The organism is Halobacillus litoralis (genome assembly GCF_020171725.1).
Lineage (GTDB): Bacteria > Bacillota > Bacilli > Bacillales > Halobacillaceae > Halobacillus > Halobacillus litoralis_F.
Map to the genome: position 1 here is coordinate 134,591 of NZ_JAIVAJ010000005.1, position 13,427 is coordinate 148,017.

14 protein-coding genes are annotated in these 13,427 nt (G+C 47.0%); all 14 read right to left on the bottom strand.

All coding sequences use genetic code 11. The features are described from left to right. Positions 1-230: 230 nt before the first annotated feature. Positions 231-542 (bottom strand): hypothetical protein, encoded by a 312-nt coding sequence (locus LCM20_RS10575; RefSeq protein ID WP_225195421.1) that lies wholly within the window; start codon positions 540-542, stop codon positions 231-233. An 86-nt stretch (positions 543-628) separates the two neighbouring features. Beyond that, the gene (spoIIR, locus tag LCM20_RS10580) at positions 629-1,225 is read right to left on the bottom strand and encodes a stage II sporulation protein R (RefSeq protein ID WP_225195422.1); all 597 of its coding nucleotides are present in this window, start codon (positions 1,223-1,225) and stop codon (positions 629-631) included. Positions 1,226-1,293: 68 nt separating this feature from the next. After that, positions 1,294-2,157, bottom strand: a complete 864-nt coding sequence (gene prmC, locus LCM20_RS10585; RefSeq protein WP_225195423.1) for a peptide chain release factor N(5)-glutamine methyltransferase — start codon at positions 2,155-2,157, stop codon at positions 1,294-1,296. Beyond that, a complete protein-coding gene (gene prfA, locus LCM20_RS10590; RefSeq protein ID WP_225195424.1) occupies positions 2,150-3,220 on the bottom strand; it encodes a peptide chain release factor 1 in 1,071 nt (356 codons plus the stop codon). The genes prmC and prfA overlap by 8 nt, the downstream gene beginning before the upstream one ends. 72 nt (positions 3,221-3,292) lie before the next feature. Continuing rightward, positions 3,293-3,694 (bottom strand): hypothetical protein, encoded by a 402-nt coding sequence (locus LCM20_RS10595; protein ID WP_225195425.1) that lies wholly within the window; start codon positions 3,692-3,694, stop codon positions 3,293-3,295. 99 nt (positions 3,695-3,793) lie between these two features. Further along, the gene (locus LCM20_RS10600; RefSeq protein WP_225195426.1) at positions 3,794-4,090 is read right to left on the bottom strand and encodes a hypothetical protein; all 297 of its coding nucleotides are present in this window, start codon (positions 4,088-4,090) and stop codon (positions 3,794-3,796) included. Between the two features lie 477 nt (positions 4,091-4,567). Further along, positions 4,568-5,185 carry a thymidine kinase gene (locus tag LCM20_RS10605; protein ID WP_225195732.1) on the bottom strand — a complete coding sequence of 206 codons (618 nt, stop codon included), beginning with the start codon at positions 5,183-5,185 and terminating at the stop codon, positions 4,568-4,570. A 384-nt stretch (positions 5,186-5,569) separates the two neighbouring features. Continuing rightward, positions 5,570-5,815: a type B 50S ribosomal protein L31 gene (locus LCM20_RS10610; protein WP_225195427.1), complete on the bottom strand. Its 246-nt coding sequence runs from the start codon at positions 5,813-5,815 to the stop codon at positions 5,570-5,572. A gap of 281 nt (positions 5,816-6,096) precedes the next feature. Continuing rightward, positions 6,097-7,398, bottom strand: coding sequence for a transcription termination factor Rho (gene rho / locus LCM20_RS10615; RefSeq protein ID WP_225195428.1), 1,302 nt, complete (start codon positions 7,396-7,398; stop codon positions 6,097-6,099). A gap of 360 nt (positions 7,399-7,758) precedes the next feature. Then, positions 7,759-9,045 (bottom strand): UDP-N-acetylglucosamine 1-carboxyvinyltransferase, encoded by a 1,287-nt coding sequence (locus tag LCM20_RS10620; protein WP_225195429.1) that lies wholly within the window; start codon positions 9,043-9,045, stop codon positions 7,759-7,761. Between the two features lie 69 nt (positions 9,046-9,114). Next, positions 9,115-9,756: a fructose-6-phosphate aldolase gene (gene fsa / locus LCM20_RS10625; protein ID WP_225195430.1), complete on the bottom strand. Its 642-nt coding sequence runs from the start codon at positions 9,754-9,756 to the stop codon at positions 9,115-9,117. A 137-nt stretch (positions 9,757-9,893) separates the two neighbouring features. Further along, entirely contained in the window at positions 9,894-10,757 is an 864-nt protein-coding gene (gene fba / locus LCM20_RS10630) for a class II fructose-1,6-bisphosphate aldolase (RefSeq protein WP_225195431.1), read from the bottom strand. Positions 10,758-10,908: 151 nt separating this feature from the next. Further along, on the bottom strand, positions 10,909-11,280 hold the full coding sequence (locus tag LCM20_RS10635) for a response regulator (protein WP_225195432.1): 372 nt from the start codon (positions 11,278-11,280) through the stop codon (positions 10,909-10,911). Positions 11,281-11,757: 477 nt separating this feature from the next. Next, entirely contained in the window at positions 11,758-13,362 is a 1,605-nt protein-coding gene (locus LCM20_RS10640) for a CTP synthase (RefSeq protein ID WP_225195433.1), read from the bottom strand. Between the last annotated feature and the right edge of the window lie 65 nt (positions 13,363-13,427).

Sequence of the window (13,427 nt, forward strand, 5' to 3'; positions counted from 1 at the left end):
GATACTCCTTCACTGACAAGTTTCGATATTTCTACTATACGAGAATTCTACAATTAAGCGCAAATTTCGACGTTGTACACAGGATGTCCTCAAGGTGTCCTCAAGTTATCCACAGAAATACCCACATATCCAAAGAATCCGTTAGTAATTTCCATGTCCCAATTTTCAGTATCCACAAGATATCCACATAAATGGTTGAAAATGTTAATAAATCAACCATTTATTCACAATTAAGTGTGAACAACTCGATATATCCACACGCGATTTTCGACATCGTGGCATTCGAAACGCTGGTGTTGTAGTAAAAAGTCGAGAGAATCGGAATGACTTTCGACATACAAAGCAGAAATCCCTTGCTCCTCCGCGTATTTCTGAATCAGCTCAAATACCGCCAGCACCTGCGCTGCGACAATGCCTTCACTCACTTCGAGCTTCTCAATTCTCCTTGCCGAATCGTCCACCGGCACAAGATGGAACCCACCGATCGTCTCTTCATCCCGCTTCAATTGATAGAGCTGGTCATCCACTTTTTCGATAAACATACTAAATCCACACCCTTTCTTCTATACTCTATGAAAAGGGGTGTGGATCATATGATAGAAACGCTGTATTTTTCTAACCGAATTCGTTAGGAAAAAATTTTCTCCCACAACGTAATGACGAAGAATTTCACTTCCTTCTCTTCTTCCGATTCGTCCTGCTCTTTCTCTTCTTCCGCATCTTCCGCTACACTCGTTCCGTTTGAGAAGTCCAGGAAGCATAGAGGCGGGAACAGTACGCACCACCAATTGTCCCCTTCACCTTCACCCAATGTAATGAGAATCGCTTCATACTCTCCCGCTGGATAGATGAAAGATCCGTACAGCTTCGTTGGAAAAGAAACACTGCTGTCGTAGTCAGCCGAATAATCATAGTCGACGCCCGCTTCTTCAAGTGTAGCCGCCACAATCATACGGATCTCAGGCATGCGCTTTCGAATCAGCTCTCTTGCCGCTTCAATCGACGTCAACTCCTCCACCCAGACCGTAATTTCTTCGTTCACACGGTCACGAACAAGGCGCTTGATCTGCTGATCCTGATCGTCATTGCTGTCCGCTAAAATGCGGAGTCTGATCGCTTCATCCGGAATCACCTGATAATCACGGGCAGCATTCGTCTGTTGTCCCCAAGGCAGTACAGTCAGAATAATAAGAAGAGATAATAATAAGAGCAAACTGTTTTTCATTGTTTTTTTCCTCCCCCGATGTTGCTTCTAGTCGTCAGTATGGGCAGAAAAAAACAATGCTAAACCTATCAATCTGTCATTCTTGCAAAAACCATCCGGTCCTTCCCATTCAGGTCCCGGCGCACCTCCACCTCATAAGCAGGCAGACGCCGCTCGATGATCGCTTTCACGTCACTCCCCTGCTCATGGCCAATCTCAAAAGCCAGAATAGACGGAAGATTCTCAAGCGATGCAACCTGCGCCACAATCGCCTGATACGCAGCAAGCCCCTCATCCTCCGCAAACAAAGCAAGCTCAGGATCGAAATCCACCACCGTATCATCCATCGACTCCTTCTCCCTGTACGCAATATAAGGAGGGTTCGAGACGATGACATCCAACGCCTCATGCATGACCGGCTCCAGGAAATCTCCTTGGAAAAAGGTCACCGGAGCCCCGTGTTGCTCTGCATTCTTTTTCGCAATCTGCAAGGCTTCTATGGACAAGTCGGTGGCGAGCATGTTCAAAGAAGGGGACTCACAAGCGAGGGTCACAGCGATCACGCCACTCCCCGTCCCGATATCGACGACGGTCGGTTGAGAGAGGTTCTGCTCGCGGATGAGGTCGATGACGCCCACTACAAGCTCCTCTGTCTCCGGCCTCGGAATGAGCACGTTCGAATCGACCGCAAACTCCCTTCCGTAGAAAGGTGCTGTTCCGATCAAGTGTTGGACCGGTACCCCCGTTTCGGCGTGTTCCTCGATATCTTGTACAAACGCCGCTTTCTTTTCATCCGGGAACCGCTCTGGTCCATTGACAAGCAATTGAGTGTACGAACAGTCCAGGTAGTGTTCGAGTAGCCAGTCGGCTACTTGAGCTTCACGACCCTTTTCCCGCAAAAAAACGGAAGCCCAGCGACGGGCTTCCTCGATTGTCGTAAATGTATTATTCACCGATGGACTCCAGCTTCTTCGTCTGTTCTTCAATCAGAAGCGCATCGATGATTTCAGACATGTTTCCTTGAAGAATCTGATCCAGCTTCTGAAGCGTCAGACCGATACGGTGGTCTGTCACACGCGTTTGCGGGAAATTGTACGTGCGGATTCGTTCAGAACGATCACCCGTTCCGACTGCAGACTTACGGCTTTCATCTAGCTCTTCCTGCGCTTCACGCTGAAACTTATCGTAAATACGCGCACGAAGTACCTTCATCGCTTTTTCTTTGTTCTTGATCTGGGATTTTTCATCCTGACAGGAAACAACGATTCCCGTCGGCTCGTGCGTCAAACGAACAGCAGACATCGTCGTGTTGACACTCTGTCCACCTGGTCCACTGGATGCGAACGTATCGACGCGGATGTCCTTATCATGGACCTCCACTTCGACTTCTTCCGCTTCCGGCATAACGACAACCGTTGCAGTGGATGTGTGGATACGGCCTCCCGACTCTGTCTCAGGCACACGCTGTACGCGGTGTGCTCCGTTCTCGAACTTCAACTTGGAATAGGCACGCTCACCGCTGACCATGAAGATGATTTCCTTAAAGCCACCCACGTCGTTCGAGTTCGCTTCAATCACTTCCGTCTTCCACCCCTGCTGTTCTGCATAGCGGGAGTACATACGGTACAAGTCACCAGCAAATAGAGACGCCTCGTCTCCGCCGGCTGCGCCGCGCACTTCCATGATGACGTTCTTATCATCGTTTGGATCTTTCGGCAGCATCAGAATCTTCAGGCGTTCTTCTAGATCCACTTTCTGCTCCGAAAGCTCGTTGATTTCTTCTTTCACCATTTCAGCCATCTCGTTATCCAGCTTATCTTCAAGCATCGCTTTGGCATCGTCAAGCTGACTTGTTACATCCTTATACTCACGATAAGCGGCAACCGTCTCCTGCAAGCCCGATTGCTCTTTAGAATATTCACGTAGTTTATTTGTATCCGAAATGACCTCTGGATCGCTCAATAATTCATTAAGCTTCTCATAACGATCTTCTAATGTTTGTAACCGTTCGATCATTGGTAAGCACCTCTTTCTCCATAACATTCTAATTATATTATAGAGCAGGCACGGTTACAACCAAAGCTTCCATCAGCTGATTTTCACGTGAACGTTGTAGCGGGGAACGGCACGATACACGGCCTGCTTAACCTCTGTTTTCCAGTCTTCGATCTCTTCTTTGGACAAATCTCCGGAGCCATCCACATTAACAGAAATCCACGCCTGACTCGCTTCCAAAATGATTCGCTTCACTTCCACTCCAGGCATTTCATTAACCGCTTCTTTCATCAGATGACGGTCCTGCTTAATCCCCCACGTATCACCAGGCTCACTCATCAAGCGCGGGTTCTGTGTTTCTCTCGTCACCGGATCGTTGGCACCCATGTTCTCAATGTCATCGCGACTGGTTTCTCCTTGATACTTATCCATCTGCAAACCGCATGCTGATAGCAACGTCACGCCGACAAGTCCTGCTAAGATCCATCGTTTCATCTCATTTCACCTCTTCTTCTTTTTCGTTATTGTTTCCTGAAGAAGGGTGAATATGTATATCGTTTATCCCAAACAAAAAACCCCTGCTGGAAACAGGAGTTAACTACTTTCTTTAAGCGCTGCATCTTTACGTTCAATCGCCGGCACTGACGTCATTCTTTCGCAGAGAGACGCATATTGAAGGCACATGTTGTACAATTCTTCATCAAATAACCCCGGCTCAGAGCTGGTGCATTCTTTTGCACATTCATAACAAACTTCCGCACAGGACATGGCGATATCTTCAGCCATCACACTGTTCTTCGTCACGACCTCAACAGCATAGGCATATGCGTCGGAACATTCTTTCAGTAGTTGAGAGCGCTTAAGTAACGTCTGCGAGCTGCTATCCGGCATTGCTGATTCCACCTTTCTCACGGCTGGTACACAGGAAAACGAATTATATATAGACAGGCTTCCTTTTCTACCTTTATCTTAAACAGAAACCAGCACATTGGACAGATACCCCAGCACATTCGAGCACATCGGCAGGGTAGATCCAGCCACTCAGGGACGGTTCGCCAAGTTGAAGAAAGCCGGTGCTGGAGAACCGACTCGCTTTCCACCGGCGGTCGGTGAGCTTCCTCCTTCGCTTCGCTCACTGCGGGATCTCACGCTGCCCTCCAATCCGGTAGGAGATTCCCCGGTTCTCCAACACCTCTTCCATAAGGAACCGGAACCTCCATAACCACCATACTAGATGGCTATTTATCATGCAGCATACGGTACCTCAGTCCGCTTGAGTATATATGGACCAAATTAGAAAACAAGACCCGTGCCACACATCCATTTCAAGATGCATCGCACGGGTCTTGATAAAACCGTTCATGCCGTTTATTTTTCAGCGTAGGCTGCTTTCACTTCTTGTTGCCTGGGTTTGTTTGGAACTCGGTGATGGTGTCGGCATCTCGGCTCGTACGACTCGGATGCGCCCACTAAGATGATCGGATCATCATAAGAAGCGGGTTCGCCGTCGATGAGACGCTGCGTACGACTGGCAGGCGAGCCACAGACCGGGCAGATGGCGTTCAATTTCGTCACGCTCTCACTTAATGCCATCAAGGCAGGCATTTCACCGAACGGTTCGCCGCGGAAGTCGGTATCAAGGCCGGCCACGACTACACGGATGCCGCGGTCAGCCAGGCATTCCACTACTTCTACGATGTGTTCATCAAAGAATTGCACTTCATCAATTCCGACAATGTCTACTTGATCGTCTACTTCTTTCAGGATATCCAAGGAGGCTTTTACTGGCTTTGCCCATACCGAAGTTCCATTATGCGAAACGACGGCATCCTCCTGGTAACGGTCATCAATCGCAGGCTTGTAAACGCGAACCGTCAGATTTCCGAACGTTGCACGACGGACTCTGCGAATCAATTCCTCCGATTTACCGCTGAACATACTTCCACAGATGACTTCAACCCAACCACTTTGCTTCATTACATACACGTGCACTGTCGCTCCCTTCTCGCTTCTCACCGCATTACACATCAAAGGTACAAGCGCCGTACCCTTCGTTCTTTTTTCCAGAATCAAGGGGGTTATTCCCTTTCATTCAGCAAAAAAGAGCCCTCCCGATGATTTCGACTTACCCCTCTGAAGATCACCATGGGACAGCTCTCGATTTATTTCATTTCTACCACATAACCAAAACTATAAAGTCGCTCACACGAGCCACATCATAGCTTCAATGATGTGGATATTCGTATTCAATCACGTTATTTATCTTAGTTTACCCCGTTTTTTTGACAAAAAAACAGGCAAACGGTCGAGACAATTTGCCTGTTTTTGTTCAAAATGATGCAGTTTTCATCGAACGATGACCACTGATTATTATGAAAGGTTATATTTTTTCTTGAATCGATCAACACGGCCGCCAGCTTTATCAGCTTTCTGCTTACCAGTGTAGAACGGGTGTGACTCAGAACTAATCTCAACGCGGATCAATGGATACGTGTTTCCATCTTCCCACTCAATTGTTTCCTCAGAATATTTAGTAGATCCTGTTAGAAACTTGAAATCAGAACTTGTGTCAAGGAATACAACTTTACGGTATTCTGGATGAATTCCTGTTTTCATGTTCTTCCACTCCTTTTTGCCCTGAATCCTTAAGAAACAGAGTTATTGTAAGAGCCGTCGAAGGTTGAATAGCACCTTTTACTGAAACTCACATAGAAAGATTATAACAGTCTCACAGAACCATTGCAACACAATAGAAAGAAATTCAATCATTGAAAAAATGGTTCTTTTTTGACAAATGAGTCCGTTCCAATCAACGCGAATCCAGGCGACCGCTGCATTTATGATGATCAAGAGCTGAATGATGATAGACGCTCTCGATCATTTGGAAAATATTTTATTTAGACTTCTGTACGCGTGCGTCTCTGAGGCGTCTTCTTCCCTTGCATTTCTTTATCCATCAAATCGAAGAATTCTTCGTTGTTCTTAGATGACTTCAGCCTGCGCATGAACTGGTTGGCAAAGTCAGGCTTATCCGACATCGTCTTTCTGATGGCCCATACTTTGTCGAGGTACGACTTCTGCATTAAGAGCTCTTCCTTACGCGTACCTGAACGAAGGACGTCGATGGCCGGGAAGATTCGGCGTTCAGCCAGACTGCGGTCCAGATGAAGCTCCATGTTACCGGTTCCTTTGAACTCCTCATAGATGACATCATCCATACGTGATCCTGTATCGACAAGAGCCGTCGCCAGAATCGTCAAGCTGCCACCCTCTTCAATGTTACGGGCTGCACCGAAGAATCGCTTCGGACGGTGGAAGGCTGCCGGGTCGATACCACCTGATAGTGTACGTCCGCTCGGTGGAATGACTAAGTTATACGCACGTGCCAGACGTGTAATACTGTCCATCAAGACGATGACATCGCGCTTATGTTCAACAAGGCGCATTGCACGTTCTAGTACGAGCTCGGACACTTTAATGTGGTTTTCCGGTACTTCATCGAATGTAGAGCTGACAACGTCTACATCAGGATCGACTGAACGCTCAATATCAGTTACCTCTTCCGGACGCTCATCAACAAGTAGGATGATCAGCTTCGCATCAGGGTGGTTGGTCGAGATGCTGTTGGCAATCTGCTTAAGCAGCATCGTTTTACCCGCTTTAGGAGGGGCAACAATCAAACCACGCTGTCCGTACCCGACCGGAGACATCACGTCCATCATACGGGTGGAAAGCAGCTTCGGTGCTGTTTCAAGCTTCATTTGTCTATCTGGATACAACGGCGTAAGCGCTGGGAAGTGGACACGCTCTTTGGCTGAATCCGGGTCCTCACCATTGACGGCATCTACGTGAAGTAAGCCGTAGTAACGTTCGTTCTCTTTCGGAGGACGGACTTTACCGGACACTTTGTCCCCGTTTCTCAAGTCGAAACGACGGATTTGGGAAGCGGAGATGTAAATGTCTTCCGCACTCGGAGAATAGTTGATCGGGCGCAGGAATCCGAACCCTTCTGATGGAATGATTTCCAAAATTCCATCCATGAATAAAAAGCCGTCTTTCTCAGCCTGTGCCTTTAAGATTGCGAAAATCAATTCTCTTTTTGTCAGTTTTGCATAATACGAGACTTTGAATTGTCTGGCTTTCTCATAGAGGCCTTTCAAAGTCATCGTCTCCAAATTGGAGATGGTTAGTTCTGCCACAAAATCACCACTTTTATGTTTTTTTCTATATTTGCCTGGTTTGGCATGTGTCATGTAAGCTTGCTTGTTGTGAAATAAAATGACTTCTATTCTGTACTGGAAGAAAGAAGGAGAAGCGAGTAGAAGTTATGTGTTTGAAGCTTACGGAGATTTTCATGAATACTTTCCTACTATCTCTATCAAACAACCTTTATTGTACTCCTCGGAACGATAGGTTTCAATGCTCATGTGAAAAATATTCAGTAGACTGGAAGAAAAAAGAAGTGCATAGAAGAAAGCTGAATGTTCAGCTTCTTCTATGGTTTGGACAAGAATCTATTTTTTTATAACAAAGCTTCGTATTCTGCGGCTGGGAGCGGACTAGCTGTTCTGGAACTGCTCGACTTCTTCTTCTGTCATCTGCTCGTACCAGACGTTCGCCCCAAGCTCGATCAATTTGTTCGTAATGTTCTCATACCCACGTTCGATATGATCTACACCTGTAATTTCGGTGACTCCGTCTGCCATGAGTCCGGCAATGACGAGAGCGGCTCCAGCACGGAGATCCGTCGCCTTCACTTTCGCACCCTGCAGGTTGGACTGTCCGGACACGATGGCCGAACCACCTTCCACCTTGATCGACGCATTCATTCTTCGAAGTTCATCGACGTGTTTGAAACGGGCCTGATAAATGGTATCCGTGACGACACCGGTCCCTTCTGCCTTTGTAAGCAGGGAGGTGAACGGCTGCTGTAGGTCCGTCGGAAAACCAGGATAGACGAGCGTCTTAATATCGACACTGCTCAACGTTTTCCCGGGCCGGATGTAAAGCTGCTCATCATTTTCGTCAATGGTGACTCCCATTTCACGGAGTTTGGCAATCAAGGACTCCAAGTGCTGTGGGATGACATTATCGATGATCATCTCGTCCCCCTGGGCAGCCGCCATAATCGTGTAGGTTCCTGCTTCAATACGATCCGGAATAATCGTATGTAGACAACCCTGAAGCTGATCGACACCTTCAATACGAATGACGTCTGTTCCCGCACCTTTGATCTTCGCCCCCATACTTGTTAGGAGGGTCGCTACATCAATGATTTCCGGTTCCTTTGCGGCATTCTCGATGACCGTTTTCCCTTTGGCACGGACAGCAGCAAGCATAATGTTGATCGTTGCTCCTACGCTGACCACATCAAGATAAATACGCGCTCCACGAAGCTCCTCTGCACGCAGGTAAATGGCGCCCTGTTCGTTCGTCACTTCTGCACCCAGGGCTTCAAAGCCTTTAATGTGCTGATCGATCGGGCGTGGTCCTAAGTGACATCCACCAGGCAGACCGATGACGGCTTTATTGAAACGACCGAGCATGGCGCCCATGAAGTAATAGGAAGCACGCAGTTTCTTCACCTTTCCATTCGGAAGAGGCATGGAAACCATGTGAGTGGGATCGATATGAATGGTACGTCCATCCTTCTCGACCTTACCACCGATTTGTTCGAGTAAATCCGATAAAATTCCAACATCCGATATATTCGGAAGACCTTCAATCGTGACTGGAGATTCAGCTAGAATAGCTGCTGGCAACAAAGCAACGGCACTGTTTTTGGCTCCACTGACGCGGACTTGGCCGCGCAGCTTCGTTCCGCCTTCCACTAAAAGTTTATGCATGAAATACTCCTCGCTTTATTGGTAAAGATGTTAGTACTAGTATGTGCAATAATTTCCATCACACTCTACTTATTTTTGATTATTCCAGTCCTTGAGGAATTTTTCAATCCCTTGGTCCGTCAAAGGGTGTTTGACGATCTGTTGGAACACCTTGAAAGGGACGGTCGCAATGTGAGCGCCGTTAATGGCCGCTTCCGTTACGTGGACTGGATGTCTGATCGATGCTGCAATGATTTCCGTATCAATCGCGTGACGATCGAAGATTTCAGCAATTTGAGCAATCAACTCTACACCATTGTGGCCGATATCGTCCAGACGGCCGAGGAACGGCGATACATACGTCGCGCCGGCTCTCGCGGCCAACAAAGCCTGATTAGCGGAGAAAACGAGCGTGACGTTCGTCTTCACGTTCAAGTCGCTGAATACTTTGACAGCCTTCAGCCCTTCAAGCGTCATCGGCACTTTGACTGTGATGTTCGGAGCAATTGCGGCAAGCTCTTTACCCTCTTTGATCATTTCCTCCGCTGTTTCAGAAACGACCTCGGCACTGACGGATCCGTCTACTTCTGCTGTAATCTCTCTTAAGCGGTCGTGAAAGGAGACGCCTTCTTTCGCAACGAGACTCGGATTGGTCGTCACTCCGTCCAAGATCCCTAACGCATTCGCTTCCCGAATATCTTCAATATTAGCCGTATCGATGAAAAATTTCATCCTGTCCACCCCTGTTCATTAGTGTTAGATTTTGTTGAAAAAACTCAAATGATGGCGTTTTCATGACTGATATAAAGGAAACCGTTACGAGTCGTAACGGTTCCTTAGTTAGAGAAAGTACCTCTCAGGCTCTTTCTTTATGCTTGTTGTGAAGAACCGAATTCGCGCATTTTGCCGATAACGGTTTGTTTGATTGCTTCACGGCCAGGTCCAAGATATTTACGAGGATCGTATTGTTCAGGCTGTTCAGCTAGAACTTCACGAACCGCTTTACCTTGAGCGATCTGGTTTTCCGTGTTTACGTTGATTTTAGCTGTACCGAAAGAAATAGCTTTCTTGATGTCAGCTGTAGGGATTCCTGTACCACCGTGAAGAACAAGTGGCTTGTCTACAAGACCCATGATTTCTTCCATACGGTCGAATCCTAGGTTCGGTTCACCTTTGTAAGGACCGTGTACAGATCCAAGTGCTGGAGCAAATACGTCAACGTTTGTTTCGTCAACTAGTTGCTTACACTCAGAAGGAATCGCGTAGGCTGCTTCAGCGTCGTCTACGATGATGTCGTCTTCTTGTCCACCAACACGGCCAAGTTCTGCTTCAACAGAAACACCGTGGATGTGAGCAAGCTCAACAACTTTTTTCGTAACCGCGATGTTTTGTTCAAGTGGATCGTGGGAAGCGTCAATCATAACAGATGTGAAACCTGCATGGATGGCTTCTGCACACTTCTCGAAGCTTGAACCGTGGTCAAGGTGAATCGCAACAGGTACAGTTGTACCGTATGACTTCATAAGCGCTTTAACCATATCTACAACAACGTTAAATCCGCCCATGTAACGTGCAGCACCTTCAGATACTCCAAGGATTACTGGAGACTGCTCTTCCTCTGCAGCCTGAAGAATCGCTTGAGCATACTCAAGGTTGTTTAGGTTGAACTGCCCGACACCGTAACGGTTCTCCTTAGCAGTTTCTAGCATTTCTTTCATTGATACTAATGGCATGAAAGATCCTCCTTAAAAAATTCGTTCTGATATTTACAAGTGAATTCTGGAAAATCCACTGGTAACTTAAACTACAGTTAATAGAATACCAATACCCACACCTCGGTGCAACAACTGCAAGCGGATACAGCGCTTTCATCTAAAAAAAAGATTACGTTTCGCTTTTCACAAGTACACTCTTCACCAATTCTTGAAAATTATGGATGTCGAATGGCTTACTCACAATTTTCTGTACAAAAAGATGATCCACTTCCTGGGCCACCGACTCCTCAGAATCGCCCGTAATGATGATGACCGGAAACTTACAGTCTTTTTCCTTCATCTGATTCAGCACGTCACGTCCGTGCATCACCGGCAGGTTATAATCCATGACCATCAAGTCGATGTCATGCTCGTCAGCCAGCTCACAAGCTTGTTTTCCGGTTTTTGCTGATAAGGTCTTGTACCCTGAGGCCTTTAAGATTTCTTGTAATAATAACCGAATGCCACGTTGGTCGTCCACTATAAGGATTGTATCAGCCATATGATTCCACCTTTCGAATAGAAGTAGTCTCCCTGTCCTTTTCTCTCTACTAAGAATAACTTTCGAGGAGAATCGGATTTGTTCCTGCGCATGTATGTTCGGTTTCGCTAATTTCTTCTAATTTTGGAATTTCACTATGTAATTGGAGCTTTTTTTCAGGACGAATATGACTCTTCATGAGCGGTATGATCCATTCCATTGAAAAAATAGCCCTATGCGTTCTTTCCCGCGAATAATGTCATACCTCTATCTTACCATTAATAGAAGAAAGTCGTATCTTCTGTCCAAATATTCAGAGCGATTCTGTTACACGCGTGGTAGACAGCGGGGTGGAAAATAGCTCACTTCCCGCGACAGACGCCCATGAAAAAGCGAGTTGTTTCGCCAACACCGCTTCTCAAGCGTTAAAAGAACCGATAGGACTTTTTCTAAAAACTATAAACAAAGCCGGGGCAGATGCCCCGGCTTTCTTCCATGTTATGAACGGTTCATGGCTGCGCCGATGAAGCCGTGGAAAAGTTCTTGAGAACGTGTTGGACGAGACTTGAATTCCGGGTGGAACTGACTCGCAACGAACCATGGGTGGTCATCCACCTCGATGATTTCGACAAGACGTCCGTCCGGGCTTGTACCAGAGAACGTGAAGCCTGCTGCTTCCATTTGCTCACGGTAGTGGTTGTTGAATTCGAAACGGTGACGGTGACGCTCATACACGACTTCTGCACCGTAGGCTTCCATTGCTTTCGTACCAGCCTTCAGACGAGACGGGTAGGTACCAAGACGAAGCGTTCCGCCAAGGTCTTCTACTTCTTTTTGTTCAGGTAGAAGGTCGATGATCGGATGTGGTGTAGCCGGATTGATTTCGGCAGAGTGCGCACCATCAAGTCCAAGCACATTACGTGCGAATTCTACAGTGGCAAGCTGCATACCAAGGCAGATTCCAAGGAATGGAACCTTGTTTTCACGTGCATAACGGATAGCGTCGATTTTACCTTCAATGCCTCGGTCACCGAATCCTCCAGGAACGAGAATTCCGTCGACGTCTTGCAGCTGATCCGCAACATTTGCGCCTTCCAGTTCCTCTGAATTCACCCATTTCACGTTGATATCTGCATTGTAGCCGTAACCTGCGTGCTTCAAGGCTTCCACAACAGAGATATACGCATCTGGAAGTTCGACATATTTACCAACAAGGGCAATCGTCGCTTTTTCCTTCAAGTTCTTCACTTGATCAATCAGCTGATTCCACTCAGTCATTTCTGCCGGCGGGCAAGTCAGACCGAAGTGATCACACGTCAACTGATCCAGGTTCTGCTCTTGAAGCGTGATCGGTACATTGTACAATGTGTCCGCATCTCCTGCTTCAATTACTGCGTCTTTATTGATGTCACAGAAAAGAGCGATTTTCTCTTTCATATCTTCTGAAATCTTGTTCTCCGTACGAAGCACGATCACGTCTGGCTGGATTCCAAGAGAACGCAGCTCTTTGACGCTATGCTGTGTCGGTTTTGTTTTCATTTCGCCTGCTGCTTTCAAGTAAGGCACGAGTGTACAGTGAAGGTACATGACGTTCTCACGGCCGATATCACTCTTGATTTGGCGAATCGCTTCAAGGAATGGTAGAGACTCGATGTCCCCTACCGTACCACCGATTTCAGTAATGACGACATCGGCATTCGTTTCGTGACCTGCACGGAAAACGCGTTCCTTGATTTCATTCGTGATGTGAGGGATTACTTGGACAGTTCCTCCCAAGTAATCACCGCGACGTTCTTTCTTGATGACGCTTGAGTACACTTTACCTGTCGTCACGTTGCTGAATTTGTTCAAGTTGATGTCGATGAAGCGCTCATAGTGACCTAGGTCAAGGTCGGTTTCCGCTCCGTCTTCTGTCACAAACACCTCTCCGTGCTGATACGGACTCATCGTGCCCGGGTCCACGTTGATGTACGGGTCGAATTTCTGGATGGTTACTTTCAACCCTCTATTTTTTAGTAGTCGTCCCAAAGAAGCTGCTGTGATTCCTTTTCCTAGAGATGACACAACTCCGCCTGTCACAAAAATATACTTAGTTGCTGCCACGTATATCCCTCTTTCCATATATATTGTCAAAACTAACGATTGCGTTCAGGGAACCTTACCTTTTA